Consider the following 25,805-nt stretch of genomic DNA (forward strand, 5'->3'; position numbering starts at 1 on the left):
CATATTTCATTATTTTGCGTATATTTGCACCAGAAACGAATAACATTACAAAAATAATCAAATGCAGGTTAAATTAAAAGAAATTGCAAATATTCAGTTCGGTTATTACGGAAAACCTAGTAAAGACGGTACAATACCATATTTACAAGCCAAGCATTTCAATGAATTTGGACAATATATTGGAGAGAATGACACTTTTTTAGAAGAAGACCCAAAAGCAATGGCAAACCTACTGCAAAACGAAGATATACTTTTCGTAGCAAAGGGCTTTCGTTTTTATGCTACATTATACAAAGAAGAGTTTGGAAATGCCATAGCATCTTCAATATTTTTTATTTTACGGACAGATAAAACAAGAATTATACCCGCATATTTGGTTTCGGTACTTAATCTTCCTAAAAACTTACTGCACTTTCAACAGTCTGGAGCAGGAAGCACAATTCCTTCTATTCGAAAAAACGAGTTAGCCGACTTTACTTTTAATTTAATACCATTAGAACAACAACAGAAAGTGGTAGTATTACAAGAACTATATCTAAAAGACATTGAGCTTACAAATAATATAATCAAAGAGAAACAAAAACTATTTCAAACAACTATTTCAAAAATTATAAATTAGGAACTATGGCAGAGAATAAAATTACACAAAGGGAAATCAACAATATTGTTTGGAAAGCTTGTGATACTTTACGCCCAGTAATGGGAAGCGAACAATACAAGGATTATATCCTTACACTATTATTTGTAAAATACTTGTCTGATGTGTGGAAAGATAAGGTAGAGCAATACCGAATTAAATATCCAGGCAATGAGGAAATGGTACAACGCCAATTGCAAAGAGAGCGGTTTATATTACCAGAAATATGCAATTTCGATTACCTATATCAAAACCGTAGTGAAGCCAATATAGGTGAAATTATTGATATTGGCTTAACGGCTTTAGAGGATGCCAACCGTGCTAAATTAGCAATGGTATTCCGCAGTATTTCTTTTAATTCTGAAACTGTCTTTGGTCAAACAAAACAGCGTAATGCAATTATGAAAAACTTATTAGTTGATTTTTCAGCTTTAGATTTACAACCATCACATTTAGAAGGGAACGACATTATTGGAGATAGTTACGAGTTTTTAATTTCAAAATTTGCTGGGGAAAGTGGTAAGAAGTCTGGCGAGTTCTACACGCCAGGTGAAGTTAGTACTTTATTAGCCAAATTAGTTGACCCACAACCCGGTAATAGAATATGTGATCCAACAGCAGGATCGGGTTCTTTATTGATAAAAGTGGCTAATGAAGTGGAGGGAAAAAACTATTCGCTTTACGGTCAAGAAAACAACGGAAGTACTTGGGCATTGTGTCGTATGAATATGTTTTTGCACGAACAAGACAGTGCAACAATTGAATGGGGTGATACTATCAATAATCCAAAACTATTAGAAAAGGACAATCTAATGAAGTTCAACATTGTTGTAGCAAATCCACCATTTTCTCTTGATAAATGGGGTGCAGACACAGCAAGTTCAGACCAGTTCAACCGTTTTCACAGAGGCGTTCCTCCAAAAAGCAAAGGAGATTATGCTTTTATCAGTCATATGATAGAAACCACCTATGAAGATGTTGGAAAAGTTGGGGTTATTGTTCCTCACGGCGTATTGTTTCGTAGCAGCAGCGAAGGTCAAATTCGTAAAAAACTAATTGATGAAAACCTTTTGGAAGCAGTTATCGGCTTACCTGCCAATCTCTTTTTTGGCACAGGAATTCCAGCAGCCATATTAATTTTCAACAGAGGAAAAGGAGCAAATAGAGACATTTTATTTATTGATGCAAGTCGTGAATTTGAGAGTGGCAAAAATCAAAATAAGTTAAGAGAAATCGACATTGAACATATTGTAACAGCTTTCAAATCTTTCAAAGTAGCTACACCGCTTACTTCAGAAAAAGGAGCTATTGTAGAAGATAAATACAGTTACCGTGCTACAATGGCTGATATAATTGAAAACGATTACAACCTTAATATTCCTCGTTATGTAGATACGTTTGAGGAAGAGGAAGAAGTAGATATCAAAGCCACACACACCAATATTACTGAACTAAAAAAACAACTAACCGAAGTAGAAAGCCAAATGGAAAACTACTTGAAAGAACTAAACTTAATCTAGTATGCTAACAACACAACAAAAACAACAATTCAGCGAGATACTTGATGAATTAGGACAAACGCTAGACATTTCTGAAACAGAATTTAATGCAGCCGTTACCAGTTACAATGCAGTAGGAAACTGGCTATCTAGTGAAAATTCAGCATTAGCACCATACAAACCAGAAATCCTTCCACAAGGTTCGTTTTTATTAGGAACAGCTATTAAACCGATTTCAGATAAAGATGATATAGATATTGATATTGTATGCAAGCTAACAGGTAAAAATTCCAATTGGACACAAGCCCATTTAAAGAAGATTGTTGGAGATCGTTTAAAAGAAAACGATACCTACAAACAAATGTTAGACAAAGAAGGTAGAAGATGTTGGACTTTAGAGTATAGAAAATATTCTCAAAAGAACGACCAATACCATATGGATGTGCTTCCAGCTATAATTGCTAGTGGATATAGTATTCTATTAGAAAAAGCATTTTCTAATATGCAGGACACCAATGTAGATGCTCTTGCAATTCGTATTACGGACAATTTAGAAACAAACTATCCATACGAAACAAATCAAGATAATTGGTTAAAAAGTAATCCGTTTGGTTATGCGAAATGGTTTATCAATCAGGCAACGGTTCCAACTACAAAAATATTTTCATTAAACGAGAGCGTAAAACCAGTTCCTAAATACCAGTCAAATAAGTTGCCATTACAACGTGTAGTCCAAATTCTGAAACGTCATAGAGATATTATGTTCAATGGTCACGACGAAAAACCAATTTCTATTATTATTACAACTTTGGCGACAAGAGCTTACAAAAAACAAACTAATATTTTAGAAGCTTTAGTAGATGTTATTGATAATATGCACAATTATATCTTAGACAAGCAAGACGAAAAAACAGGGAAGTGGTATAAATTTATTGGTAATCCTGTAAATCCAGAAGAGAACTTCGCTGATAAGTGGAGAGAAAATCCTAACAAGCAGAAAAGATTTTATGATTGGTTAGCAGCAGCTAAAAAAGACATTCAAGATGCTACGCAGCAAACAGGAAGTCATAATATTATGGAAAGACTTTCAACCTCATTTGGAGATAGAGAAGTTAGAAAAGCATTTAGTAATATTGGTGACAGAGCAAGACTTTTAACAGAACAAGGCAACAATCGTTTTGACACAAAAGTTGGGTTGTCAACAGCAGGAGCAAGTACAATTAAACCACATAAATTTTATGGCTCAGAAGATTAAACCTATTTCAATAGCAATTCAGGCACTTAACATAAAAAAAATGTTTCCTGATACAAAAGTTATTAATCAACGTGACCAATTACTAACTTGGACACATTCCTTGACGCCTTCACCGTTAGGGGATAATTATGATATAAAATTAGTGTATCAAATAACGGATAAACCCAAAATATATGTAACAAAACCTAAACCTTTAGCATTAGCAATTGATGAAACAAAATTGCCACATTGCTATGACCAAAAATTACAATATTTGTGTTTGTATTATCCTGATGGTACTGAATGGAATAAATCAATGCTTATAGCTACAACAATAATTCCTTGGGCTTATGAGTGGTTGTATCATTACGAAATATGGTTAGGCACTGGAGAATGGACTGGTGGCGGTGTTCATCCAATTAAAAACAGACCAAAAGTATCCGACAAATAGAAACCATTCAAGAAACAAAAAAATTAGCCTATCAATTTATTGGGTTACTAAAAAACTAAAATTACTATGAGTAATAAACCAACCGCAGAAACAAAAAGAGATATTGTTTCGGAAGTACAAGAATTAATTAAAGAAGGACTAAAGAAAGGATATTTAGAAAACATATACTTCACGCAAAATTATTCTGATTTACAATCAAGGGTAATCGAATATTTAATAGTAGTTAATGTAGCACAAAAATTAGAGCATTTTGGTGTTCAAAATAATATTTTTATCAATTTAGAATATTCGTTAAATGATTTTTACAACAATGCATTTCCTTCTTTTATTTTTGAAGGGGAGATTTTTGCCCAACAGCATAAAAGCAGAAAACAACATTCGCCAAAAGACAGCAAATCAAAAAGAATTGATATAGCATTAACTGAAGAGAATAAATCTAAAGGGGAATGGTTTATTACTCAAAAATCGTTAATAGGTATAGAGATTAAATCAATTAATCAATCTGATAAAAAAATCCAGAAAGATATTGAGCGAATGGCTAAAGCAATTACCTTAAAAGATGATATAAGTCAAAATAATATTCAAGCTTGCTTTGCCTGTTTTTTTAAAAGGTTTGATAAAGACAATACAACCTTGACAAAGCCACAGATTGAGAAGAAAACATCTGCCGAAAAAAAGAAATGGGAAAAACATTTTGAAGAGATAAAAGATATTTATCCTGACTTGATTTTTGAATTAATTGATACAAGTATTGTTAATATTCCAGCAGAGGAATTTAAAAATATTTCTTTTGACCCTGAAGCTAATTATGAAGATTTAATAGCGAATACAGGATGCATAAACGCATATATGATTAAAATTACTAGAAAAGTATTATCCTAAACAAAAATAATAATTATGAAAAATGATGCTTTAGGTTATAAACAAACTTCATTTGGTTTTATCCCAATTGATTGGGAGGTTAAAAAATTAGGTGATTTAGGAAAAGTTATTTCAGGCTTAACGTACAGCCCTGATGATATTTGTGAAGAAAGTGGAACTTTAGTTTTGCGTTCATCAAATGTTCAAGATGGTCAAATAAAATTGGGTGATAATGTTTATGTAAAAGTAAAAACAGGCGAATATAATCCTGTAAATAAACAGGATATTTTAATTTGTGTTAGAAATGGAAGTAAATCTTTAATTGGAAAAAATGCCTTAATAACAGAAGAAGCAGCAGGAATGGCTTTTGGAGCTTTTATGGCAATTTATAGAAGTGATTTTAATAATTATTTATATCAAATATTTAACACAGATATCTATTATAGAGAAATTCACAAAAATCTAGGTGCAACCATAAATTCAATTAATGGCAGTGATTTAAAAGAAATTAAAATTCCTATTCCTCCTCTTCCCGAACAAAATAAAATAGTATCAATACTATCTACTTGGGATAAAGCAATTGATAACTGTAAAGGGATTGTTGATAATTTGAAAAATAGAAATAATGGCTTAAGTCAACAATTACTTTCAGGAAAAATGAGAGTTAAAGGGTTTGAAAAAAGTAAATGGACACTTGTTTCAATAAATAGATTTGCAAAGGATAGTTCTACAAAAAACCCTATTGACAAAGAATTGATTGTTTTGTCTTGCACAAAACATAATGGGCTGGTCCCTTCATTAGAATATTTTGGCAGAAAAATTTATAGTGATGATCTTACTACCTATAAAATTGTTTCAAAAGGTCAATTTGCCTATGCTACAAATCATATTGAAGAAGGCTCTATTGGTTATCAATCAGAGTATGACGAAGCATTAATTAGTCCAATGTACACCGTTTTTCAAACAAACGAAACGGTTAATGATAACTTCCTTTTTAGAGTTTTAAAATCCAGTAATTATATACACGAATATCAAAAAAGAATGGAAGGTTCTATTGATAGAAGAGGTGGATTGCGTTGGAATGAATTTTCAAAAATAAAGGTTCCAGTTCCTGAGATTAAAGAGCAAATTGCTATAAATGAAATTCTCGATAAAGCAACAGAGGAATTAAAACAATACCAAGATAAACTACAAACCTTGCAATTACAAAAGAAAGGATTGATGCAACAATTATTAACAGGTAAAGTGAGAGTAGAAACCAATAACTACAAACAATGAGTGTAACAAGCATAACAGATAAAAATAAATATTTGCTTTGGGTAAAATCTGGAGGAAGGTGTCAATACAGAGGATGTAATTGTTCTTTAACACAAGATATTTTAACAAAAAGAAATTTTAACAAAGCATATATTGCTCATATTGTAGCTGATGTTCCTGGTGGTCCACGAGGAGATGCTGTTCGTTCTCCTTTGCTAAAAGATGACATTACTAATTTAATGTTGCTTTGCGATGCACATCATCGGTTAATTGATAGAGCTGATGTTGCTGGTCATCCTGAAAAGCTATTACTTGAAATGAAAAAAGAACACGAAAATCGTATTGAAACAGTTACTGCGATAGATCAAGATAGACAAAGTTACATTCTAACTTATAAAGCCAATGTAGGTGTGTTTACACCTGAATTAAGTTATCAAACGGTTAGTCAATATCTACAACCAGATTATTTTCCTGCGATGGCTGATACTATCGATTTGAGTTTATCAAACAGCATACAAAAAGATAGCACTCCGGCTTATTGGACAACAGAAGTTGAAAATTTAGAAGCACAATTTAATAAAAGACTATCACAAAATTTTGCTAAAGGTGAAATTAAACATTTGTCTGTATTTGCCTTCGCTCCAATTCCATTGCTTATAAAATTGGGAACATTAATTAATGATATTTATACTTGTCAAATTAACCAAAAAGTACGAAACCCTGATACTTGGAAACTAGATGATGATATGACTGAAGTAAAATATACAGTTGTAGAACCTGAAAATAATCACAAAACGGTAGCATTAAATATTTCATTGAGCGCTAGTATAACTAATGACAGAATAACTGAGGTTTTGGGTGATGAATGTGATATTTATACGATTAAAATTGATAATCCATTCAATGATTATTTAAAAAGCAAAAGGCATTTAGAAGATTTTAGTATCACAATTAGACAATTATTGAATAAGGTAAAAGCGCAATATGGAGAAAAAACACCTTTGCATATTTTTCCTGCAATGCCAATAGCTAAAGCAGTCGAATTAGGAAGAGTTTGGATGCCAAAAGCTGATATGCCTTTATTTCTTTACGACCAAAATACTGCTAATAGTGGATTTTCAAAAGCTATTGAAATAGTAAATAAATAACTTCAAAAAGTTAAAAAAAAATGCAAATACCATCTTACATAGAAGACCACATCAGTCAAATTCCGGCATTGCAATTACTCATCAAAATGGGTTATCAATATTTATCGCCAGACGAAGCAATGGAGTTACGTGGCGGTAGAACAAGTAATGTATTGCTGGAACCAATTTTAAAAAAACAGCTCGAAAAGATAAATAGCATTCAATACAAAGACAAAGAGTTTTCTTTTTCAGAGAGTAATATCAATGCAGCAATTATTGCTTTGCGAGAATTACCAATTCAAGACGGTTTTATAAAGGCAAATTTAGCTTTTTATGACTTAATAACTTTGGGTAAAAGTTTAGAACAAACCATTCAAAACGATAAAAAAAGTTTCTCTTTTCAATACATCGATTGGAAGAATATAGAAAACAATACATTCCACGTTACTGAAGAATATGCTGTATTGCGAAGTGAAAGAAATGATACCTATCGTCCAGATATTGTTTTGTTTATTAATGGTATTCCAATGGTAGTAATCGAATGTAAAAGCAATGTAATAAAAGATCCAGTTAACGAAGCCATTTCTCAACATTTACGCAACCAACAAGAAGATGGAATAAGAGGGTTATACCAATATTCTAATATAGTGTTGTCATTAGCAGTAAACGAAGCAAGATATGCCACAACAGCTACACAAAAGGAGTTTTGGAGTGTGTGGAAAGAAGTATTTCGTACCAAAGAAGAAGGAATGCATTATGGTGATACAATTAGGCAATTAAAAAATAGTGAATTACCCAATACGGAGCGAACAGCCATTTTTAAACAACGATTTTATAATGTATTGCATTATTTTAATCAACTGGAAAAAGAAGAAGTAATCGTAACCGAACAAGATAAGTTAGTTTTTAGTTTATGCCAAAAATCAAGGATTTTAGACCTTATTTTCAATTATATAGTATATGATGATGGTGTTAAGAAAATAACCCGATACCAACAATATTTTGCCATCAAAGAAACACTTAAAAAAATCAGTGTTGCCGATGCTAATGGTAAGAGAACTGGTGGTGTAATTTGGCATACTCAAGGAAGTGGTAAATCATTAACAATGGTTATGTTGGCCCAACTAATTGCAACCCAAAAAGACATAAAAAACCCAAAAATAATCCTGGTTACAGATAGAATAGATTTAAACACACAAATTACAGAAACATTCCAAAAATGCCACGTTGATGTTGAAGAAGCACAAACAGGAAAACATTTAGTAGAATTAATCAACAGCCCAACAGATGCAGTAATTACGACACTGATACACAAATTTGAAGCGGCTATAAATCAATCAAAAGACGGTTTTACTTCACCTAATATTTTTGTATTAATTGATGAAGGACACCGCAGCCAATACGGTACGTTTAATGTAAAAATGCAAAAAGTTTTCCCGAATGCTTGTTTTGTAGCATTTACGGGAACGCCTTTGATGAAAAAAGAAAAAAGTACTGCCAACAAATTTGGTGGTTTAATAGATGTTTATTCTATAAACGATGCCGTAGAAGACAAGGCAGTTGTTCCATTATTGTACGAGGGACGACACAATGTAATTGAAGTTAATGACAAGCCATTAGATACATATTTTGATAAAGTTGCGGAACCTGCTACACCTTATGGAAAGGTGGCATTAAAAAGAAAATTTAGTTCAACCAATCAAATTAACAAAGCCGATCAAGTCGTGTATGCAAGAGCTTGGGATATTAGTGAACATTTTGAAGCCAATATTCAAGGAACAGGATTTAAAGGGCAGTTAGTCGCTCCAAATAAAACTACAGCTATAAAATACAGAGAATATTTGAAAGAAATTGGTAAAGTAAGCTGTGAAGTGTTAATCTCTGCACCCGATACAAGAGAAAATTACGAAGATGCTTTTGAAGAAAACGAAGATGTAGTATTGAAGTTTTACAAAGCTATGATGAGTAAATACGGTAAACAATCCGATTATGAAAAATCAGTAATTAGTGCCTTTAAAAAACAAGAACATCCCGAAATAATTATTGTTGTAGATAAATTACTTACTGGTTTTGACGCTCCAAATAATCAGGTTTTATATGTAACTAGAGCATTAAGAGAACATACTTTGCTTCAAGCTATTGCAAGGGTAAATAGAGTAGCGCCAGATAAGGAATATGGTTTTATCATTGATTACTTTGGGAATTTGGAAAACCTAGATAGTGCTCTTAACACATACAGTGGCTTAAATGATTTTGAACAAGAAGAATTATCAGGTACTATTATAAATATCAATAAAGAAATTGAGAAATTACCACAAGCTCACAGTGAGTTATGGGAAATTTTCAAAACAATAAAAAATAAATACGATGCAGAAGCTTACTCAGAATTATTAAATGACGATAGTATTAGACATCCATTTTATGAAAAATTATCTGCTTTTGTTCGTTTGTTTAAATTAGCAATGGCTTCAATTGAGTTTAATGATAGTAAGAACGAAAAAACCATTGACAAATACAAAAAAGACTGTAAATTCTTCTTGCAATTACGAATAGATGTTAAACGTAGATACTATGATGATATAGACATTTCAGCTTTCGAACCACAAATCCAAAAATTAATTGACAAACATATTACCACAGAAGGCGAAGTATTAAAAATAACGGAACTAGTAAATATTTTTGATAAAGACAAAAGAGAAGCAGAAGTAGAAAAAGTAATGGGTAAAGCTGCTAAAGCCGACCATATTGCTACTCGAACTGTTAAAGCAATTAATGTTAAAATGAATGAAGATCCAATCTTCTACAAAAGTTTATCCGCATTAATAAGAGAAGCTATTAACGATTACCATCAGCACCGTATTGATGAAGCATTATATTTACAAAAAGCCAAAGAATACGAAAATCAATTCCTAACCGGAAAACAAAACAATGTTCCAAATGCTATTCAAGAAAAACCTAATGCAATTGCTTTTTACAATTTGATAAATGCAGTATTAGAGAATAGTTTTAGTAATGCACCAGAACCAAAAGAAGTACAAGCTAGTACAGCATTAGAAGTAGAAGATTGTATCAAAAATATTGTTTATGAAAACGGTACATTAATTATAGATTGGCAAACAAATACGGAGATTGAAAAAGAATTAAAAAACTGCTTGGATGATTTACTTTTCGAGAAACAGCAACAATACGATACGCAATTCTCATTTGATAAAATTGATGAATTGATAGAAGAAGTAATAAAAATTGCTAAACTAAAATACGTTTAATGCTACATTCAATCCAACAAGTTAATTACGGAAGCAAAAGCATCAAATATAAATTGTCTTTTGCTACAAGAAAATCATTAGGCATAAAAGTATTGCCTGATGGTTTAGTAAATGTTATTGCACCCAATGATACAAGTATAATAGACATAAATAAAAAGGTAAAATCTAAAGCCAATTGGATATTAAAGCAACGAGCATTTTTTTGTAGTTACAAACCAAATACACCAGAGCGTAAGTATGTTAATGGGGAAACACATTTGTATTTAGGTAGACAATATAAGTTGCAAATTATTGAAGATACTATAAATGAAATAAAGATTTATAGAGGCGCTATGATTATGAAAACTAAAAAAACCAATCCCAAATATTTAGAAAAAAAACTAAATGAATGGTACAAGGAAAAAGCAATCATTCATTTTGAAGAATTGATAAATAGTTCATTAGAAAAATTCAATAAATATAAAATTGAAAAACCAGTTTTAGATATAAGATTAATGCAAAAACGCTGGGGCAGTTGTACTAAATCTGGCAAAATAATTCTAAATACAGAGTTAATAAAAGCACTAAAAGGAAGTATTGAATATGTAGTAATTCACGAACTATGTCATTTGATACATTACAATCACAATAAGGATTTTTATGATTTACAAAATAGATTATCTCCCAATTGGGAAAAATGGAAAGAAAAATTAGAACACGCACTTTCATAGATTTTTTAAAATTATAAATGTAATTGCAAACCATAAAAAAAAGATAAAAAGAGAAGTGAAATGAGCGTTCAACAATTCGAGAAAAATAAAATAGCAGCACCATTTTTAGGAGAGCCATTAGTTCATATTGTTGGGCAGGATCCTTTGGGACTTTTAAATACAGGTGGCAAAACTTTTGATTTAGTACTACCAGGATTAAACAACGTAACCGACCGTATTAGATATTACTCTTTTTACTGTTGGTTTTTTCATTGTTATGCAAAGTATATCAGTAAACCTAGTAAGAAAGAACAGTTTGACCACTTGCGAAGAGCAGAATTTATTTTGTCTTTATTAGCAGCTAAAACTGGCGTTCAAGGCATTGGTGGTATAACCAAAGCTTTAGAACTTTATAACACTTCACAAAACGCATTTGATTTAACAATTGGCACAGGCGAAGAAAAACAAGCCAAAGACGGAACCTATTGGAAAAACCCACGAGGTATTTTTGGACAAAATTATGTCAGTTCTTTAAAGCAGCTCAATCTAATTAGAGAGTATGAAATCAATAGTGAATTTTTTATAAGAACAGAATTTGAAATTGAAAATAAAATTTCAGGGTATCAACTAGCAATAGCATTTGAAGAAAATTTAGGTTCAGAAATTGCTCAATTATTTGTTGAGATAATGAAGAAAGGAGTTATTACCCAATCAGAAATTGATAAACTTATTGGACCTTTCAATATGCTTAAAATTCCAACAAATACAACCGAGCATAGTTTAATTTGGCAATTAATAACAGGTAATGATGAGCCAAAACAAGATAATTCAAATTTATTCAGAAAAAGAACAATTCAATTAGTATTAGAGAAAGTAAAAAAGTATGATGATGCTTTTTTTGATTATAGATTAACTTTTGATGCCTACCATTCTAAAGGTTTAATTGACAATGAAATAGACGAAACATTTTCATTGTGGTACTTTTATCAGTTAGAGCAATTCTGGCATATGGCGTGTACAGGTTCATTATCAACATTATTAAAAATTTTAAATAAAGAAAGTAATGGTAATTGGATTGACGAAGAAATACTAATTGATGATATTGCAAAACAAGTTGAAGGGTTTTTAATAAAAGAAAATTTTATTGCTAAAAATCAAACGTTCAAAGAACTAAAAATTATTGATTTATCGGAGGAAGAAGTAGTTGAAGAAACCAAAAAAACAAATAACAACTTTGAAAAAGTTGGTTACAATATACTCTTGGTTAAAAAGTTGATATTCAATAATAAATCCGAACTTGAAAGACTTGTTCGACTTACTAAAACCTATGAGTTAAATTCAAATAGTAGTTTCCTTTCTTCAATAGTTGCAATGCAAAACAATGAAGAATTATCAATAAAAGATTTTGTAAAATATTATTTAAAAAAATATGTAATTATAAGACATCAATGGGTTTCACTAAAGAAAATGAATAACACACAATCAACTGAAAAATTCATTCGTGAAGATGGATTAATTCGTTTTATAGATGATGTAGATTATGCTTATTCTTCTCCAAGATTGAATACATTGATTGATTTTTTAAGGGATATGCAGCTCATAAATGAGGATAAAAAAGACTTAACAACAATTGGTCTAGAACTTTTTAAAACTCTTTAATTATGATTGATAGACATAATATTTTAGACTTATTAGGTGGTGATAAAAGAAAATACCATAGCTGTATAATAACTTGTTTCTCATTCGATTTTATATTTTTTGAGCAAAGAGTTTTACCAAAATTAAGACAAGCAGGAATAACAAATATCAATATCTATGTAGATGCTTATCAGTTTGAAAAGCAAATAAATAGTTTTGTGGGTAGTGAATTACTGGATAACAAAGCTGGTTATAGTATTACGCCAATCAAAATGATTGGAGCTTTTCACCCCAAAGTATTATTAGCAGTAGGTAAAACAAAAGGTTTTTTAGCTATTGGCTCTGGCAATCTTACAAGTTCCGGTTTAAGTTCCAATGAAGAAATTTGGGGAAGTTTTCATTTTACGGAAACAGATAAAATAACAGAGCCATTTTTTAAAGAAACAGCCAAATATTTAAAGAAATTAGAAGCTTTTGTATTTGGAACCAACCTATTAAAATTAAATTGGATAAAAGAAAATTCAAATTGGTTCAATAATTTATTAGACAATGATAATAATACTAATGCAGTTGTAAATAAAGACGAAACTTTGGAAATGCTATTTACCTATCAAGAAGAAAGTATTTATAAATCAATTGTTGATAAATTACCAAAGAAACCTAAATTCATAAAAATACTATCGCCATACTACAATACTAATGGTTCCTTTTTAAATAAATTAATCCAAGATATCCAACCAGATAAAATACATTGTATCGTTGATCCTCTTTATGGTTCTGTTCCTTATAAATATGAAAACAAACATAAAATTGAGTTTTCAGATTGGAATAATTTGATAAGAGCTGAAAAGTATAGTAGTAACAGGTTGCACGCTAAAGCAATTCAATTTGAATATGAAAATGAAACGTATTTTCTTTTTGGTAGTGCTAATGCAACAAACGAAGCCTTTGGAAGTAATACAAATAATTTAATAAATGCAGAAGTTTCAATTCTTACACACAACAAAAAATCAAAAGATTATTTCAAAGAATTGGGTATTAATTTTCCAAAAAAAGGGAATTATTTAATCCAAGATTATGATTTCAAAGGTCAAATTGCATCTAATGAAAACGAAAAATTTAAATATATAGTTTTCATAAATAATGTTGAAATCGATGGTAATGAAATAACTATTTATGTTGAAAGTAAACTCGATACAAAAGTAAATATTTGCATTGAAGATGCTAATGGACTAAATATTTTCAGTCAATATATTGATTGTTTAAATGAAAAAAACATCATAAATATTGAAAACTTAAATCTTATAAAACCCTTTAGATTAGCAATATTTAATTCGTCAGAAAGAATATCTAATTATGCTTTAATTCATCAAAAAGCATTTCTATTAAATACCAATCCCGACGCTAGGATTGCACATTTCAACTCATTATTAAATTCTGACTTCTTTGGTGATTTTGAATTAGAAGAATTGATTGATTTTATTTCTTTAAAGTCTGATTTTAGTGAAAATAAAAATTCTAAATACGTTCAGAATAATAAAAAAGAGGAAGAAGATATTGAAGAAGTTGAAGCAATATCAGAAGAAGAATTCAATAAAAATAGTGCTAATTTTATTGGGAACGAAAGCTTTAATAATTATACAACTTCACGGATTGAGGAGTTTCTTAATAGTTTAAATTTTGAAGCAAATTCTGTAGAAGATGTTTCTGAAAGTATTGAAGATGCTGCTTTAGTTGCTGGAGTAAATGGTTTAGACGATGAAGAACAAAGTATTCAAACAAAAAGAATTGATATACCATTTGAAACAGGTTTGAGAATTGGATATAAAATTGAAAAAACTATAGAAAAAATCACAAAATCATTATATCCTCAAAAAGCAAATCATTTAAAAATAATAAAACTTCCAGAAGCTAACAGCTTAGCTACATTGCATCAACTAAATGCACTATTAATTGGGTTTCACATTATTTTAAAGAAAAGGCACGAAAGCTATTTTGAAAATAGATCATTGTTAAAATTACAATATTCAGATAGTAATATTTTGTACACTATAGAAAAACAATTTTTAATTGAAAAGCTTGAAAAACAAGTGGGTAATCTTAAAAATGAGGTCAGTTATACAATCAATGAAAATAAGGTTAATGCGCTCAAAGAATATGTAAAAGACAAAGCAGCTATTAAAATTAAATATGTTGACGAAACAGCAAGCCAAACACTTACACACTCTTATTTTTCACCTAGATTTTGGAGTAATGAGAGCAATCATCTTTGTATAAATGATTATCTAAAAGACGGTTTAGGATCTTATTTATTACTTCTTACAAAACAAATTGAAATCAAAGACGACAAGGAAAATGTCGTTTGGGTTGAGAAAAAAAGAAGGTTGAAATTATTAAGTATTTGTACTATTTTAAATTACAATTGGACCACAATACATCAAGACACTAAGAAATTATTACTCTTAAACATTTTCCATTATCTTGGTAACAAAGAAGATTTTGAAACACTTTCAAAAGATTTAGATAATTATATTGAAAAACTAAATTTGAATTCATATGTAAAGCCGGATAGCATTAAAGAAGTCATTGATTTATATAAACAATATTTTAAATGGCTAAATCAGTACAATTCCGATTTAAAAGTCTTAAAAAGAGAATTAAATAACTGGAGTGAGAATAACATTATTTATAGTAAAACCTATGGTTTTTCAAAAATTGCCAATTTCTATAAAAGCAAATTAGTAAATCTTGAAACACCTCTAGGAATATATGATCAGGAAAGGAATGTATTTGGTTTTGTAGAAGTATTTGTCGGTTTGCAACCTATATTCTTTTAAAAGTAGTGTTAAAATATAAACTCATTATCTCATTCATCTGCACAAAATCCTCGTTTAGTCCAAGTATTCCTAAACTCACATCTTTGTTTGCTTCATTTCGCTAATTTCATTTCCAATAGCGAGAATATATTTTTTCATTCGGTGGTAAAAAGGAAGTTTTACATTTCAATTGCCACTCCTTCGCCAACGCTCCAAAAAAATGTACTTATTTAAAACTATCGAAAATTAATTAGTTGTAGTTCAACAACAAAAAAATGATTATAAAATTTCTACCCCCTCGCCCATTTTCATATCCACATTGTAATAATTAAAGTCATTTGGAGTGCCATTTTCAACTTCAACTATACTCAGCACACAATCTTTTTGAGGAATTGGAGGAAAATATAACGAAAAATATTGCCAGTCTTTTTTAGACTCAAAATTTCGCAGTTCAGGTGCAACTGTTATTCCTACAGCTTTTGTCATGGTATAACGCTCTTTATAAGCTACATTTTCAATAAAAGTATCAGGAGCTATTTTAATCCAACCTCCGTTATCGTATAGTTCAGTTGTACTGTATCCAAAATCAACTTTTGTAAATTCTGGAAATAAATTAATTCTAAGCAATATTGGATTAGACGGACCATGTCCTAGCATGTTTAAATGAAATACTAGTTTTTTGTTTTTCTTTGTCATATTACAATAATGTTTTTGTATTTTCTCTTAACCATTGTGGATTAATAACTTCAAGGTTTTTGCCGTAAGAACGAAATAAGCGAATTAACTCCACACTAGGAACCACATCGATTGTAAAAAAACAAGAACCTGATTCGTTTTTCTCAGACTTCTGACTACTGTGAATTGGATAGGCTTCAAAGTAGTTCGTTATTTTTATGGATGTTAAAAATGTGATGGATTGCTTGGGTTGATTCTCAATAGGATAAACTCCGTAAATATCATTACAATAGCTTTCAACCTCTTTTTCATCACTATCAACATATTTCCTTTTTAGATGCAATGGCTCATAAATTCTATCCAATCCAAAGGTTCTGATTGATTTATCAGATTCTGAATAACCTACTAGATACCATCGGTTTTCAAATTCTTTTAATGAAATAGGATGCACAATAGCTACTTTAAATTCTCTATTGGTGTATGAGTAATGAGAAAATGATACTGGATACTGATTCTTACAAGCGATAAACAATGTATTAAAATTATCATATCCTTTAGCTCCTTCTACATAATCGGTCAGGATTATTTTTCTTTTAGTATCGCTGTCTGGAAATTCTTCTTTGTAGGTAGCTAATATCTTTTGAATAGCATGACTAAATCGTTCATTTACCCTATTTCCTCCTCCAAGATTTTCAACTAAATCAAGAGCTTCCTTAATGCTTGATATATCACTTTCTGTTAATGGAATAGAATTGATGGAGTATTTGGGATTTGAATAATAATAGCCTAGATTTTTTCTACAAAAAACTATTGGAGCATCAAAAACATCCGAGTGCTTCATGTTTCTAATATCCTTTTCAAGTGTATGTAAAGAAAAGTCTATATCCAAGTTCCTCTGACAAGCTTCTTGAATATCCAATAAACTTGGATAGGGCCTATAAATGTTTTTCAACATTTTATCTATAACTCTATACCTACTGTAAGCAGATTTTGAAATATCCATTGTTGATTTTTTTTATAAAAATACAAAAAAAAATCATTCCGCATAAAAATTACGGTTTGGTTGTAAATCTTTACTCGATGCTATGAGTAAAATAAAAATAGTATAAAAATTATAAATAAGAGGTATTCCTACACTGAATTTCAGTTTCAGTTTTGTGTACTAAAATTGCAATAATTTGGATATACGAATTATCATAGAATTAGACAACCTTATTAATAAGGAGATAACAGGAAGCCCAAAACAATTGGCTTCCAAACTTTCTATGACTGAAAGAACCGTATATAATTATATTTCATTTATGAAAAAAACCTTGAATGCTCCTATTGTTTATGATTACCAAAGAATGTCTTATGTCTATAATAGTGATGGGGAGTTTAAATTTATTAGATAACAAAAAGTGGAGTTCAGAACCCACTCAAAAAAACGAGGCGGAACCGAAAAGCCATAAGAGTAGGAATAAATAAAACCAAAAAAAATGAAACAAATTAAATTTCTAACTTTATTGTTATTAGCATTATCTTTTATCTCTTTATCGAGTTGTAGTAAAGACGATGTTGTGGAGCAAGATGTAAGAGACCAATATGTTGGAACATGGAGTTCTACATCAATAGGTAGCTTAACCTTATTTCAAAATGGACAAAGTGTAATAACAAAACCTGTAAATGAAAGTGGTTCTATTTCAATTACAAAATCTGGAACTAATGCTTTAATAATTGACGGTACAAGTTACATTGTTAATGGAACTAATTTAAGTTCAAATCCAACGCCCGTAAATGTAAATTCTGATGGAGTTAATATTGTTGGTACAGCACTCAGTAATGGCACCTTAAGTTCGAACATTATTTCATTAAATGATGCAATAACAGGTACTTGGAATGAAACTAATGGAGCTTCAGGAAATCTATCTGGGAATATAATTACAACTTTGACAAGATAAAGAACTTTTAATTATCTATAAAAAAATAATTATTTAAAAAGACTATCAATAAAAGATAGTCTTTTTTTATTCCGTATATATAATACGGAATGTAGATTTACATTTGCTTAATAATTAAAAAATTACAATAAATTATGAAAGCCATTAAAAGAAAATTCCTAAATTTTAATGAAAAAATTATACTTAGTAAGATAAACAATTTTCAAGTAAGTAGGTATTTCAATCCAAGTCATTTTAATTTCGAGGATTCATTAAATCTTCATTTTGATTATTCAGAAGGTCGCGGTACCGATTACATTCGAATACTAGCAGTATATATTGATACTTCAAAAAGTATGGAATCTTATGAAGGATTAGATTTTACCGAAGATTTCAAGTTGCCGTTTCCTGAAGGTGGTATAACCAAACAGAATGAACTATCAGTTTCGCTGAAGTTAAAAGAAGATTCTAAATTACTCTGGAAAATTGGGATTCAAATTTTCCCTAAACTCGAAACATTACTCCATTTATCAGTATCATAATTTAAAAAATTAACAATATGGAAATTAAAATTGACGAAAAAACCAAAGAGGTATTACTAATTGATATTGAAACGTATGTATTCATAAATCCTGTTTCAGAACATGTTCCAGAGGAACATGTTGGGATTGAGTCTATTAGTTTTGATGATGAACTAACCCGAATCGATTTTGTTTATATCGCAAAACAGGAACATGGAAATGTTAGTTGGGTTCATATCGAACGAAACTCATTCATAAGACCTGTAGGGTCAGATGTAAAATATAAATTAATAAAAGCAATTAATATTCCTTATGCGCCAAATAAACATTTTTTTAATTGTTCAGGACAAGTATTAAGGTATACTTTGTTGTTTCCGGCTTTGCCTAAAAACACAAAAGAAATCGATATAATTGAAAAACTAGCTCCTGGCACTTATTTCAATTTTTTTAGGGTACAACTCAATAATAAAAAACCTTTATTAGTTTCAGTAGGAAATAATTTTAATTAATACAAAACCATGCAAAAATTACCTGACATTGGAGATGTTGTTATGATTAAAAAGAACAACACTATTTGGGCTGACGAGAAGGATTGTTTTATAATCTCAAGACTTGATAAATACAATATACCTATTGAAATCATAGCGTTGACTAAAAGTAAATTACACCAAGTTGGCGATATAATTAAGAACAAAAAACTAATACCCTATATTTATCCTGTAAAACTCAATGCGGCTTATTTAATAAATAAAGTGTCTTTATTGATGGTTAACAACAAATTTGAATCATTGCCTATTGTTCATTTTCTAGGTAATAATAGAACTATTGAATTTGTATGTTATGAGGGAAAAATGGTGTCGAATGTTGAGTTTGAATTTTTTCAATTCCCCAACAATTTGTTACAAGGTAGATTAGTTTTTCATTTGACTCAACCGCCCGAAAAAAAGTGGAATTTTAATTTCATAATTGAGCAATTTAAAAACAGTTCTTTTTTCAATAAACTTAATCAAATATTGCAATGAAAATAGGAACTTTGCTACTTAAATACTACTTAATTGGTGTAATTATAGCATTATTACTAATCGTAATTATCCATTTATACAGCCTTATTACCGAAACCTATTTTAGCTATGCCGAATGGGACAATATTCTTCTAACTGCAGTGATAAGTGGATTCCCTTTTGGGGTTACAATTTGGGCTTTTGCAACTTTAAAACTGCAAAATGACACCAAAACAAAATATAACTGCAAAGCAAATCATCAAAGAATGTGAAGAATTGTATTTTGAAAAACTTATCAAAGTGGATATAGGAGAACGAATAATTTAATTCCAAAAAAACGCACTTATAATTCATCCACACTTTAAAATTATAAACAATGATATTATTTTTTTGGTGATGGAACCGAATATACCGATCATGGCGTGTGAGTAATTGGGGCAAAAGTAGATTTAGTTTTGATTTGTATTTTGTACTATTTAAAATAGAGTTTAAATGACTTAAAAAGTTTGTTGCTAGAATGAAAAAGGTTGCAACAAAGTATTTATCACATAAATGATTTGTAAGTATTAATTTTTATATTTGAAAAAGAATAAAACCCAAACAATGCTTCACCTATTAACGAAATTTTGGGTAAATTGAAGATTTTTTTTTCGCAAATAATCTAGTTAGTTATCGATAAGCTTGGGAAATGAATTTAAACAACAAATTAGCTATAAATGAAAATCTTCTTTTGGTTATTTTTATTGACACTTTTTATCAATTGTATTCCGATCAGTCGCAACAAAGTGATTGTTATTCAACCTTTCGGAAATTTTTCAAATGTTGAAGCTAAACTCGTTTTTAAGGAAATTCAAAAAATTAATCCTAAAGTAATTTTAAAAAAGAACATTCCTTTTCCACTTAAAACTTACTACAAACCAAGAAACAGATATCGAGCAGATTCAATAATTAGTTTTTTGAGTTCAAAAATTGGTAAAGATTCAGTAATGATTGGATTGTGTGAAAAAGATATTAGCACAACAAAAGGCAAAATCAAAGATTGGGGGATAATGGGACTTGGTTATCGTCCCGGAAATGCTTGCGTTGTTTCAAGTTATAGATTGTCAAAAAAAAATAAAACTGAACAGTTTTATAAAGTTGCATTACACGAATTGGGACATACAGAAGGTTTACCCCATTGCAAAAATAAAACTTGCCTTATGAGAGATGCAGAAGGTGGGAATCCGCTTAACGAAGAGAAAGAATTTTGTATATCATGTAAGAAGTATTTAAAAGGAAAAAAATGGAAAATTTTATAAAAGCTTATCGCTAATAGACAACAAGTTCCATTACTAAATTTTCGGTTTTGGGAACGTTTATTTCCTTAACTTCGTTCTCAGGTAATCGAGAAAACAATTTCCATTAGCCTAAACGATGCCTTTTGGCGAAACGTTATCTCTCATTAAAAGACAACACAACAAATTAGTAATTTATGAACGAAATTATTTGCCCAAATTGCAAAAAAGCCTTTAAAGTTGATGAAGCTGGTTTTGCAGATATTGTAAAACAAGTTAGAGACCATCAGTTTCAAGAAGAGCTTGAGAACAGATTAAATTTAGCAGAAAAAGAAAAGGAGAATGCTGTGAAGTTGGCTGAGGCCAATTTACGAAACTCACTTCAAGATATTTTGTCCAAAAAAGATCAAGAATTACTTGAGGTAAAAGCCAAAAACGAACAACAACTAACTGAAAAGTTGACTAATAAAGAAACTGAAATTGCTCAAATAAAAGCTAAACTCGATAACGCTGAATTAGAAAAAAAAATATCCGTTACTGAAGCTGTTCAAAAAATAGAGAAAGAGCGAGATGCATTGGCCAATGATGTAAAAACAAAAGAATTAGAAAAACAAAATTTGGAAAGTTCTTTAAAACAGCAATTTTCAACTGAACTACAAGCTGTAAAAGATATTGTTAAATATAAAGATGAAGAAATTGCACGTGTTAAAGATATGAAAGCGAAGCTTTCTACGAAAATGATTGGTGAATCACTGGAACAACATTGTGAATTAGAGTTTAACAAATTACGACCAATAGCTTTTCAAAAAGCCTATTTTGAGAAAGACAATGATGCTAGGTCTGGAAGCAAAGGCGATTATATCTATCGTGAAAATGACGAACACGGCAATGAAATTATTTCAATTATGTTTGAAATGAAAAATGAATCAGATACTACTGCCACTAAAAAAAGAAACGAAGATTTTTTAAAAGAATTAGATAAAGACCGAACTGAGAAAAAATGTGAATATGCTATTTTGGTTTCTTTACTTGAGTCTGATAATGAATTATATAATACAGGTATTATAGATATTTCACATAGACATCCTAAAATGTTTGTTGTTCGCCCACAATTTTTCATTCAAATAATAACACTTTTACGAAATGCCGCATTAAACTCAATGCAATATAAAGCGGAACTTGCTTTGGTAAAGAGTCAAGATGTTGATATTACCAATTTTGAAGAAAAAATGAACAAGTTTAAAGAAGGCTTTGCAAGAAATTATGATTTGGCAAGTCGAAAATTAAATGATGCAATAGAGGGAATTGACAAGACAATAAAAGAATTAGAAAAAACCAAAGCAGCCTTATTATCATCTGAAAACAATCTTCGCCTTGCAAATGAAAAAACTGATGACTTAACCATTAAAAAATTGACCTACAATAACCCAACAATGAAAGCAAAGTTTGATGAGTTATAGATTAGACGAAAATAAAAAAATTTATGAAAAAATTATTCTTAGTACTATTAATTGCTAGCTTTGGGTTGTCCTATTCCCAAACCATTCAATCCAAAAACCACGCCACCACGGGCTTCATAAAGCCTGACGGAACCATTCAAAACCAAAACCATGCAACGGTTGGTTTCATTAAAAACGATGGAACTATTCAAGACAAAAACCATAGCACAATTGGTTATATAAAATCTGATGGGACCATTCAAGACAAAAATCATTCAACGGTTGGGTATATAAAAAATGATGGAACGGTCCAAGATAAGAACCATGCAACTTTAGGTTTCATCAAAAATGATGGTACGGTGCAGGACAAGAACTATTCAACCATAGGTTATGCCAAAGGAGTTGATATGTACTGGTCAGCTGTTACATTTTTCTTTTTTGATTTCTGACTTCACTCAATTAAGTTAGAAATCAGTTCATAATTAATCTCTTTGAACAAGATATTTATTACTAACTGCTCATAAGTATTAGTTTCTTTAATGAATTCAAGATACCGAATTTCAGAATAATGAGCAAATTCAAAAAACTAATTTTACTGAAAATAATTTCACCCAAAGGGTATATATGATTATGTTTATAGAATTTAATCCCATTTATTATCAAAAAAATAGCAAATGGGATTGATTATTTGTACTATTTGCTATTATTGGTTTACAATTTGACTGTATAATCAGCAATTCCATATTTAATGCAATCTACATTGTTAGAATCGAATAGGTTTTGAATTGCCTGAAGCATCCATCAGTATTTCAAATCATATCGAGTTACCAGTTCATATTGATTATTTGTATAAAAACAACGGAAGAAAGATTTAAATATTTTAAAAAAAAATGTTTTTTTTGCTCTAAAACGAACGCCCTCGCTCCATTTTACCAAACTCATCATCAGGATATAACCACTTATTTTTACTCGTTTGAATAATTAATGCTTTTTCATTTTCAAGCCTATCGAGTGCTTCATTTGATTCGTTTAGTTCATTTATATTTTCTTTTAATGAACTTTCATCTACTGCTTTATGATATTGGTCAATATCAATGATAGAAACACAAGTTATTTTATCAGAACTATTAAAATCCTCGCTACCAAGTTCGTTTAAGTGGTTTATACTATTCGAATTATTTAGATCTTGATGAATTGAATTAGCTCCAGCGTCTTTGATAAATCCTTCATCAGGATATAGGAACATGTTTTTAGATACTTCAGGATAAGATGGTAATTGATTATCTAAAATATTGGCTTCTTCATTACATTTATCAATTTCAATGCTATTTTCAACTGATAATTGATTATCAGCGTATGCTACCTCATGTTCCTTTCTATTGCTATTCTCTAAGTTATATTTAGGTCTAGTATAAAAATATCTAATGACCATTAAAATGACGAATCCGATAACAAAATAATTATTCATACATTTAAACTTTAATTCAATTCTAACTTTATCTCAGATTGCCTAATCAAATGATTTCCAGAATTTAGAGATTGACTTTTAACTTTTCCTACCCCCTTGCCTTTCAATTTCACTTTTAGCCCCATATTTTCTAATAGCGCAACGGCATCCATTGCTGACATTCCTTTTACGTTGGGAATTATATTTTTTTCGATTTGAGCTTTTGAAAAATAGCCATTATATTGTTTTTCTTGATTAGTATTCTTTTTATTTAAATTCTTAATTTCATTAGTTGAGGGAGAATCTGTAAATATCTTTTGAGCTATTCTCTTAAAAACGGGACCGGCAACATCAGCACCATAGTAAGAACCTGTTGCAGTACTTGGCTTATGCACAACTACAATACAAGTATACTTGGGCTCATTCACTGGAAAAAAACCGACAAAAGAAGAGATATAATGCTTGTCAGCTCCTCCATTTATTCCATAATTACCCTGTGCAGTTCCTGTCTTTCCTGCCATAGGAAAATCTTTTGAATAAATACTTTTGGCAGTTCCTCTTTTCACCACATTTTCCATTACAGCCTTTAATTTCTTGATAGTAGTTTCAGAACAAATTTTTGGATTAATTACTTCCTTATCAAATTTCTTTATGGTCTTGTTCCATTCTTTAATTTCTGAAACAAATTGTGGCTTTACCATTTCTCCATTATTGGCTATAGCATTATACAAAGTCAGGGTTTGCATTGGTGTAACTTCTATACCATATCCAAAAGCCATCCAAGGCAATGACAAGCCATTCCATTTAGGAGTGCCAGGTTGCGGAATTATTGGTATCCCCTCCCCTTTTAGAGATAAACCTAATGGTTTATTTAGCCCCATTTTGTTTATGCGGTCTACGAATTGTTTTGGATTGTTTTTGTAATTTTCATATACGGCTTGAACCATAACCGTATTTGATGAAATTTCAAATCCTTTGGCCAAAGAAATCCTTTGTTCACCTTCTCTATGCGAATCTACAACATCATTTCCAAAATAAGTTATAGAACCCCCTCTCCTATTATATACTTTACTGGTATCCAATTTATTGTCATCTAATAAAGCAATCATATCTACTAGCTTAAATGTTGAGCCAGGTTCGCCTTGCTCTCTGATGGCATAATTAAGCTTTTCCTTATAAATCGAATCTTTTTCAGTTCTTCCTAAATTAGAAATGGCTTTGATATGCCCTGTTTTAGTCTCCATCACTATAACGCAACCATGTTCTGCTTTATTCTTTTGTAGTGATTGCAATAAGGCATGATGCGCAATGTCTTGAATGTATACATTCAGTGTTGAAACAATATCATGGCCATCTACAGGTTCAACTACATTCTCATCTCTTATAGGTTTATATTGTCCTTTAGCTATTTTTTGTTTTATAACTTTACCATCCTTACCATTCAAATACTTCCCAAAAGCCCCTTCTATTCCAACTCCATTTTTATTGCCATTTTTATCTAGTCCAATATAACCTATAGTTCGTTCAGCGATTTCTCCAATAGGATGCTTTCTAACTTCTCTAATGCTATCCATACGGCCGCCTTTGTAAATTCCTAATTTTAGAATTGGAAATGACTTTAATCTGGCATATTGTGTATAACTCAAATCTTTACCTAGGAGTAAAAATCGATTTTTATTTCTACGAGCTGCTTTTAATTTGTTTTCAAAAAAACTACTGTTTTTTCCAAACAAAAGTGCTAATGAATCTGATAAAGCATTTAAATTTTCATTAAACACTTTATCTGATGGTGAAACCGCATCAAACCGAACTATATAAATTGGGACAGAAACAGCCAATAAACTACCATCTGAAGAATAGATACTACCTTTATTTGCAGGTACAACAAATGTCTTTAGACTATTTTGTTTAGCTAATTTTCTGTAATGTTCACCATGTACCCATTGAATGTTGGTTAATTTAAAAACTATTACCATTGCAAATAAGAACATTGCAAATGCTACAAAATAAATACGGTAACTGATATTTTTATCGTTCAATAGTATTGATATTAA

General features: G+C 30.3%; 24 protein-coding genes. 20 read left to right on the forward strand and 4 right to left on the reverse strand.

Annotation, left to right across the window (positions count from 1 at the left end; translation table 11 throughout):
• Nucleotides 1–61 precede the first annotated feature (61 nt).
• The 11 genes from F6464_RS02265 to F6464_RS02315 all read left to right on the forward strand — a co-directional run bounded on the left by F6464_RS02265 (nucleotide 62) and on the right by F6464_RS02315 (nucleotide 15,496).
• On the forward strand, nucleotides 62–619 hold the full coding sequence (locus F6464_RS02265; RefSeq protein ID WP_151106121.1) for a restriction endonuclease subunit S: 558 nt from the start codon (nucleotides 62–64) through the stop codon (nucleotides 617–619).
• A gap of 5 nt (nucleotides 620–624) precedes the next feature.
• A complete protein-coding gene (locus F6464_RS02270) occupies nucleotides 625–2,157 on the forward strand; it encodes a type I restriction-modification system subunit M (protein WP_151106122.1) in 1,533 nt (510 codons plus the stop codon).
• A 1-nt stretch (nucleotide 2,158) separates the two neighbouring features.
• Entirely contained in the window at nucleotides 2,159–3,391 is a 1,233-nt protein-coding gene (locus F6464_RS02275; RefSeq protein ID WP_151106123.1) for a nucleotidyltransferase domain-containing protein, read from the forward strand.
• Nucleotides 3,375–3,821, forward strand: coding sequence for a hypothetical protein (locus F6464_RS02280; RefSeq protein ID WP_225318018.1), 447 nt, complete (start codon nucleotides 3,375–3,377; stop codon nucleotides 3,819–3,821). Before F6464_RS02275 ends, F6464_RS02280 begins: the two co-directional genes overlap by 17 nt.
• A gap of 66 nt (nucleotides 3,822–3,887) precedes the next feature.
• Nucleotides 3,888–4,703 (forward strand): hypothetical protein, encoded by an 816-nt coding sequence (locus F6464_RS02285; RefSeq protein WP_151106124.1) that lies wholly within the window; start codon nucleotides 3,888–3,890, stop codon nucleotides 4,701–4,703.
• A gap of 15 nt (nucleotides 4,704–4,718) precedes the next feature.
• On the forward strand, nucleotides 4,719–5,960 hold the full coding sequence (locus tag F6464_RS02290; protein ID WP_151106125.1) for a restriction endonuclease subunit S: 1,242 nt from the start codon (nucleotides 4,719–4,721) through the stop codon (nucleotides 5,958–5,960).
• The gene (locus F6464_RS02295) at nucleotides 5,957–7,087 is read left to right on the forward strand and encodes an SAVED domain-containing protein (protein ID WP_151106126.1); all 1,131 of its coding nucleotides are present in this window, start codon (nucleotides 5,957–5,959) and stop codon (nucleotides 7,085–7,087) included. The genes F6464_RS02290 and F6464_RS02295 overlap by 4 nt, the downstream gene beginning before the upstream one ends.
• 20 nt (nucleotides 7,088–7,107) lie before the next feature.
• Nucleotides 7,108–10,332: a type I restriction endonuclease subunit R gene (locus tag F6464_RS02300; protein WP_151106127.1), complete on the forward strand. Its 3,225-nt coding sequence runs from the start codon at nucleotides 7,108–7,110 to the stop codon at nucleotides 10,330–10,332.
• Nucleotides 10,332–11,042 carry a M48 family metallopeptidase gene (locus tag F6464_RS02305; RefSeq protein ID WP_151106128.1) on the forward strand — a complete coding sequence of 237 codons (711 nt, stop codon included), beginning with the start codon at nucleotides 10,332–10,334 and terminating at the stop codon, nucleotides 11,040–11,042. The genes F6464_RS02300 and F6464_RS02305 overlap by 1 nt, the downstream gene beginning before the upstream one ends.
• Nucleotides 11,043–11,102: 60 nt before the next feature.
• On the forward strand, nucleotides 11,103–12,680 hold the full coding sequence (locus tag F6464_RS02310) for a hypothetical protein (RefSeq protein WP_151106129.1): 1,578 nt from the start codon (nucleotides 11,103–11,105) through the stop codon (nucleotides 12,678–12,680).
• Nucleotides 12,681–12,682: 2 nt separating this feature from the next.
• Nucleotides 12,683–15,496 carry a phospholipase D-like domain-containing protein gene (locus tag F6464_RS02315; protein ID WP_151106130.1) on the forward strand — a complete coding sequence of 938 codons (2,814 nt, stop codon included), beginning with the start codon at nucleotides 12,683–12,685 and terminating at the stop codon, nucleotides 15,494–15,496.
• A 258-nt stretch (nucleotides 15,497–15,754) separates the two neighbouring features.
• Here the strand turns inward: F6464_RS02315 and F6464_RS02320 are convergent, their stop codons facing one another.
• Together F6464_RS02320 and F6464_RS02325 are read right to left on the reverse strand one after the other, a co-directional pair.
• The gene (locus tag F6464_RS02320) at nucleotides 15,755–16,171 is read right to left on the reverse strand and encodes a hypothetical protein (protein WP_151106131.1); all 417 of its coding nucleotides are present in this window, start codon (nucleotides 16,169–16,171) and stop codon (nucleotides 15,755–15,757) included.
• A 1-nt stretch (nucleotide 16,172) separates the two neighbouring features.
• Nucleotides 16,173–17,153: a helix-turn-helix transcriptional regulator gene (locus F6464_RS02325; RefSeq protein WP_151106132.1), complete on the reverse strand. Its 981-nt coding sequence runs from the start codon at nucleotides 17,151–17,153 to the stop codon at nucleotides 16,173–16,175.
• 175 nt (nucleotides 17,154–17,328) lie between these two features.
• Here F6464_RS02325 and F6464_RS02330 point away from each other — a divergent pair, with 175 nt between their 5' ends.
• The 9 genes from F6464_RS02330 (at nucleotide 17,329) to F6464_RS02370 (ending at nucleotide 22,753) form a co-directional block, all read left to right on the forward strand.
• On the forward strand, nucleotides 17,329–17,544 hold the full coding sequence (locus F6464_RS02330; protein ID WP_151106133.1) for an HTH domain-containing protein: 216 nt from the start codon (nucleotides 17,329–17,331) through the stop codon (nucleotides 17,542–17,544).
• Nucleotides 17,545–17,628: 84 nt separating this feature from the next.
• Nucleotides 17,629–18,090 carry a hypothetical protein gene (locus tag F6464_RS02335; RefSeq protein ID WP_151106134.1) on the forward strand — a complete coding sequence of 154 codons (462 nt, stop codon included), beginning with the start codon at nucleotides 17,629–17,631 and terminating at the stop codon, nucleotides 18,088–18,090.
• Between the two features lie 134 nt (nucleotides 18,091–18,224).
• Nucleotides 18,225–18,611, forward strand: coding sequence for a hypothetical protein (locus tag F6464_RS02340; RefSeq protein WP_151106135.1), 387 nt, complete (start codon nucleotides 18,225–18,227; stop codon nucleotides 18,609–18,611).
• Nucleotides 18,612–18,628: 17 nt separating this feature from the next.
• On the forward strand, nucleotides 18,629–19,099 hold the full coding sequence (locus F6464_RS02345; protein ID WP_151106136.1) for a hypothetical protein: 471 nt from the start codon (nucleotides 18,629–18,631) through the stop codon (nucleotides 19,097–19,099).
• Nucleotides 19,100–19,108: 9 nt separating this feature from the next.
• On the forward strand, nucleotides 19,109–19,612 hold the full coding sequence (locus F6464_RS02350; protein WP_151106137.1) for a hypothetical protein: 504 nt from the start codon (nucleotides 19,109–19,111) through the stop codon (nucleotides 19,610–19,612).
• Entirely contained in the window at nucleotides 19,609–19,863 is a 255-nt protein-coding gene (locus F6464_RS02355) for a hypothetical protein (RefSeq protein WP_151106138.1), read from the forward strand. Before F6464_RS02350 ends, F6464_RS02355 begins: the two co-directional genes overlap by 4 nt.
• Before the next feature lie 444 nt (nucleotides 19,864–20,307).
• On the forward strand, nucleotides 20,308–20,889 hold the full coding sequence (locus F6464_RS02360; RefSeq protein ID WP_151106139.1) for a Zn-dependent protease: 582 nt from the start codon (nucleotides 20,308–20,310) through the stop codon (nucleotides 20,887–20,889).
• Between the two features lie 173 nt (nucleotides 20,890–21,062).
• A complete protein-coding gene (locus tag F6464_RS02365; RefSeq protein WP_151106140.1) occupies nucleotides 21,063–22,325 on the forward strand; it encodes a DUF2130 domain-containing protein in 1,263 nt (420 codons plus the stop codon).
• A 23-nt stretch (nucleotides 22,326–22,348) separates the two neighbouring features.
• Nucleotides 22,349–22,753, forward strand: a complete 405-nt coding sequence (locus F6464_RS02370) for a 5-fold beta-flower protein (RefSeq protein ID WP_151106141.1) — start codon at nucleotides 22,349–22,351, stop codon at nucleotides 22,751–22,753.
• A gap of 455 nt (nucleotides 22,754–23,208) precedes the next feature.
• Here F6464_RS02370 and F6464_RS02375 read toward each other — a convergent pair whose 3' ends face one another.
• Nucleotides 23,209–23,736, reverse strand: a complete 528-nt coding sequence (locus F6464_RS02375) for a hypothetical protein (RefSeq protein ID WP_151106142.1) — start codon at nucleotides 23,734–23,736, stop codon at nucleotides 23,209–23,211.
• Between the two features lie 47 nt (nucleotides 23,737–23,783).
• Nucleotides 23,784–25,796 (reverse strand): penicillin-binding protein, encoded by a 2,013-nt coding sequence (locus F6464_RS02380; protein ID WP_151106143.1) that lies wholly within the window; start codon nucleotides 25,794–25,796, stop codon nucleotides 23,784–23,786.
• Between the last annotated feature and the right edge of the window lie 9 nt (nucleotides 25,797–25,805).

It is taken from the genome of Flavobacterium luteum (genome assembly GCF_008806775.1).
In the GTDB taxonomy this organism is placed as follows: domain Bacteria; phylum Bacteroidota; class Bacteroidia; order Flavobacteriales; family Flavobacteriaceae; genus Flavobacterium; species Flavobacterium luteum.

Excerpts from the sequence above, each read along its gene's own strand:
- F6464_RS02265 (WP_151106121.1), top strand. The coding sequence starts at position 62 with ATGCAGGTTAAATTAAAAGAAATTGCAAATATTCAGTTCGGTTATTAC.
- F6464_RS02270 (WP_151106122.1), top strand. The coding sequence starts at position 625 with ATGGCAGAGAATAAAATTACACAAAGGGAAATCAACAATATTGTTTGG.
- F6464_RS02275 (WP_151106123.1), top strand. The coding sequence starts at position 2,159 with ATGCTAACAACACAACAAAAACAACAATTCAGCGAGATACTTGATGAA.
- F6464_RS02280 (WP_225318018.1), top strand. The coding sequence starts at position 3,375 with ATGGCTCAGAAGATTAAACCTATTTCAATAGCAATTCAGGCACTTAAC.
- F6464_RS02285 (WP_151106124.1), top strand. The coding sequence starts at position 3,888 with ATGAGTAATAAACCAACCGCAGAAACAAAAAGAGATATTGTTTCGGAA.
- F6464_RS02290 (WP_151106125.1), top strand. The coding sequence starts at position 4,719 with ATGAAAAATGATGCTTTAGGTTATAAACAAACTTCATTTGGTTTTATC.
- F6464_RS02295 (WP_151106126.1), top strand. The coding sequence starts at position 5,957 with ATGAGTGTAACAAGCATAACAGATAAAAATAAATATTTGCTTTGGGTA.
- F6464_RS02300 (WP_151106127.1), top strand. The coding sequence starts at position 7,108 with ATGCAAATACCATCTTACATAGAAGACCACATCAGTCAAATTCCGGCA.
- F6464_RS02305 (WP_151106128.1), top strand. The coding sequence starts at position 10,332 with ATGCTACATTCAATCCAACAAGTTAATTACGGAAGCAAAAGCATCAAA.
- F6464_RS02310 (WP_151106129.1), top strand. The coding sequence starts at position 11,103 with ATGAGCGTTCAACAATTCGAGAAAAATAAAATAGCAGCACCATTTTTA.
- F6464_RS02315 (WP_151106130.1), top strand. The coding sequence starts at position 12,683 with ATGATTGATAGACATAATATTTTAGACTTATTAGGTGGTGATAAAAGA.
- F6464_RS02320 (WP_151106131.1), bottom strand. The coding sequence starts at position 16,171 with ATGACAAAGAAAAACAAAAAACTAGTATTTCATTTAAACATGCTAGGA.
- F6464_RS02325 (WP_151106132.1), bottom strand. The coding sequence starts at position 17,153 with ATGGATATTTCAAAATCTGCTTACAGTAGGTATAGAGTTATAGATAAA.
- F6464_RS02335 (WP_151106134.1), top strand. The coding sequence starts at position 17,629 with ATGAAACAAATTAAATTTCTAACTTTATTGTTATTAGCATTATCTTTT.
- F6464_RS02340 (WP_151106135.1), top strand. The coding sequence starts at position 18,225 with ATGAAAGCCATTAAAAGAAAATTCCTAAATTTTAATGAAAAAATTATA.
- F6464_RS02345 (WP_151106136.1), top strand. The coding sequence starts at position 18,629 with ATGGAAATTAAAATTGACGAAAAAACCAAAGAGGTATTACTAATTGAT.
- F6464_RS02350 (WP_151106137.1), top strand. The coding sequence starts at position 19,109 with ATGCAAAAATTACCTGACATTGGAGATGTTGTTATGATTAAAAAGAAC.
- F6464_RS02355 (WP_151106138.1), top strand. The coding sequence starts at position 19,609 with ATGAAAATAGGAACTTTGCTACTTAAATACTACTTAATTGGTGTAATT.
- F6464_RS02360 (WP_151106139.1), top strand. The coding sequence starts at position 20,308 with ATGAAAATCTTCTTTTGGTTATTTTTATTGACACTTTTTATCAATTGT.
- F6464_RS02365 (WP_151106140.1), top strand. The coding sequence starts at position 21,063 with ATGAACGAAATTATTTGCCCAAATTGCAAAAAAGCCTTTAAAGTTGAT.
- F6464_RS02370 (WP_151106141.1), top strand. The coding sequence starts at position 22,349 with ATGAAAAAATTATTCTTAGTACTATTAATTGCTAGCTTTGGGTTGTCC.
- F6464_RS02375 (WP_151106142.1), bottom strand. The coding sequence starts at position 23,736 with ATGGTCATTAGATATTTTTATACTAGACCTAAATATAACTTAGAGAAT.